The 2,500-nt window shown below is 55.6% G+C and carries 1 tRNA gene and 2 rRNA genes (1 of these 3 cut by a window edge); all 3 read left to right on the top strand.

The features are described from left to right. Positions 1–1,869: ribosomal RNA gene (locus ACWUKX_RS30695) — 23S ribosomal RNA — on the top strand; it begins 931 nt to the left of the window's first position. A 203-nt stretch (positions 1,870–2,072) separates the two neighbouring features. Then, positions 2,073–2,187 (top strand): 5S ribosomal RNA (gene rrf / locus ACWUKX_RS30690). Between the two features lie 236 nt (positions 2,188–2,423). Further along, positions 2,424–2,500: transfer RNA gene (locus ACWUKX_RS30685), tRNA-Met, on the top strand.

Genomic DNA, 2,500 nt, shown 5'->3' with positions numbered 1-2,500 from the left:
GATTACCAAACCTAACCAAACTCCGAATACCTGGGAGTACTAGTCGGCAGACACACGGCGGGTGCTAACGTCCGTCGTGAAAAGGGAAACAACCCTGACCTACAGCTAAGGTCCCCAAGTTATGGCTAAGTGGGAAAGGATGTGAGGATCCCAAAACAACCAGGATGTTGGCTTAGAAGCAGCCATCATTTAAAGAAAGCGTAACAGCTCACTGGTCTAAATAAGGGTCTTTGCGCCGAAAATGTAACGGGGCTAAAGCCATACACCGAAGCTTAGGGTTCGTGAGCAATCACGAGCGGTAGCGGAGCGTTCTGTAAGCTGATGAAGCCATACCCGTGAGGGGTGGTGGAGGTATCAGAAGTGCGAATGCTGACATGAGTAACGTAAGGGGAGTGAGAGACTCCCCCGCCGAAAGTCCAAGGGTTCCTGCTTAAAGCTAATCTGAGCAGGGTTAGCCGGCCCCTAAGTCGAGGCAGAAATGCGTAGACGATGGGAACCACGTTAATATTCGTGGGCCTGGAGGAAGTGACGGATCATTGAGGTAGTCCAATCTTATCGGATTGAACGGGCTGCTGCGTGGTTCCAGGAAATAGCTCCTCCTTATAGACCGTACCCGAAACCGACACTGGTGGACTGGTAGAGTATACCAAGGCGCTTGAGAGAACTATGCTGAAGGAACTCGGCAAATTGCACGCGTAACTTCGGAAGAAGCGTGACCCTTTTCCACGCAAGTGGAGGAGGGTGGCACAGACCAGGGGGTAGCGACTGTTTATCAAAAACACAGGGCTCTGCGAAGTCGCAAGACGACGTATAGGGTCTGACGCCTGCCCGGTGCTGGAAGGTTAAGAGGAGGGGTGCAAGCTCTGAATCGAAGCCCCAGTAAACGGCGGCCGTAACTATAACGGTCCTAAGGTAGCGAAATTCCTTGTCGGGTAAGTTCCGACCTGCACGAATGGCGTAACGACTTCCCCGCTGTCTCCAGCATAGACTCAGTGAAATTGAATTCCCCGTGAAGATGCGGGGTTCCTGCGGTTAGACGGAAAGACCCCGTGCACCTTTACTATAGCTTTACATTGGCATTCGTAGTGGCATGTGTAGGATAGGTGGTAGGCTTTGAAACCTGGGCGCCAGCTCAGGTGGAGCCACCCTTGAAATACCACCCTTATCACTATGGATGTCTAACCGCGGCCCGTTATCCGGGTCCGGGACAATGTATGGTGGGTAGTTTGACTGGGGCGGTCGCCTCCTAAAGAGTAACGGAGGCGCGCGATGGTGGGCTCAGAACGGTCGGAAATCGTTCGCTGAGTGCAATGGCATAAGCCTGCCTGACTGCGAGACTGACAAGTCGAGCAGAGACGAAAGTCGGTCATAGTGATCCGGTGGTCCCGCGTGGAAGGGCCATCGCTCAACGGATAAAAGGTACGCCGGGGATAACAGGCTGATGACCCCCAAGAGTCCATATCGACGGGGTTGTTTGGCACCTCGATGTCGACTCATCGCATCCTGGGGCTGGAGCAGGTCCCAAGGGTATGGCTGTTCGCCATTTAAAGCGGTACGTGAGTTGGGTTCAGAACGTCGTGAGACAGTTCGGTCCCTATCTGCCGTGGGTGTAGGAATATTGAAAGGATCTGTCCCTAGTACGAGAGGACCGGGATGGACGGATCTCTGGTGGACCTGTTGTGGCGCCAGCCGCATAGCAGGGTAGCTATATCCGGACGGGATAACCGCTGAAGGCATCTAAGCGGGAAACCCACCTTAAAACGAGTATTCCCTGAGAACCGTGGAAGACGACCACGTTGATAGGCCGGGTGTGGAAGAGCGGCAACGCTTGAAGCTTACCGGTACTAATAGTTCGATCGGCTTGATCGTTCTCATTACTTATGCCCATTTGTGGCGACAATCCGAAGGATTGCGCCGAGATGGTTGTTTGCCCTCGCGGCAGTCGGCTTCGCCGACGCCTCCGGGCAGGGCCTCGCAAAGGCTCGGACGCGCGGTCGCGCTTGCGGACTGCGTCCGAAAACCGCGACGCCAGGCACAAAAAACAGCTTCTCGAGCAACGTGCGCTTTGCCGACCTGGTGGTTATGGCGGAGCGGCTGCACCCGATCCCATTCCGAACTCGGCCGTGAAACGCTCCAGCGCTGATGGTACTTCGTCTCAAGACGCGGGAGAGTAGGTCGCTGCCAGGTCTGCAAAACGCACGTCGCAAGAATCCAAATCTTCTCCCTACAAAACAGGCCCGCCAATCGGGAGCTCGGGCCGCGCAAGCGGCCCTTTCAGTTGGCGGAACTAACTAAGCGCTGACTTGTTGAAAAGTTGACGCGGGGTGGAGCAGCGCCCCGTCCGCCCGCAAAAGGCCGAAGGCCTCGAGGACGGACAAAACAAAAAGTCCGGGCTGCCCGGCCGGCATTCGCCGTCTAATTGACGCGGGGTGGAGCAGCCCGGTAGCTCGTCAGGCTCATAACCTGAAGGTCACAGGTTCAAATCCTGTCCCCGCAACCA

The organism is Mesorhizobium sp. f-mel (assembly GCF_053850215.1).
Note: the sequence above shows the minus strand (reverse complement) of the source record. Positions and strands in the feature narration are given on the sequence as shown.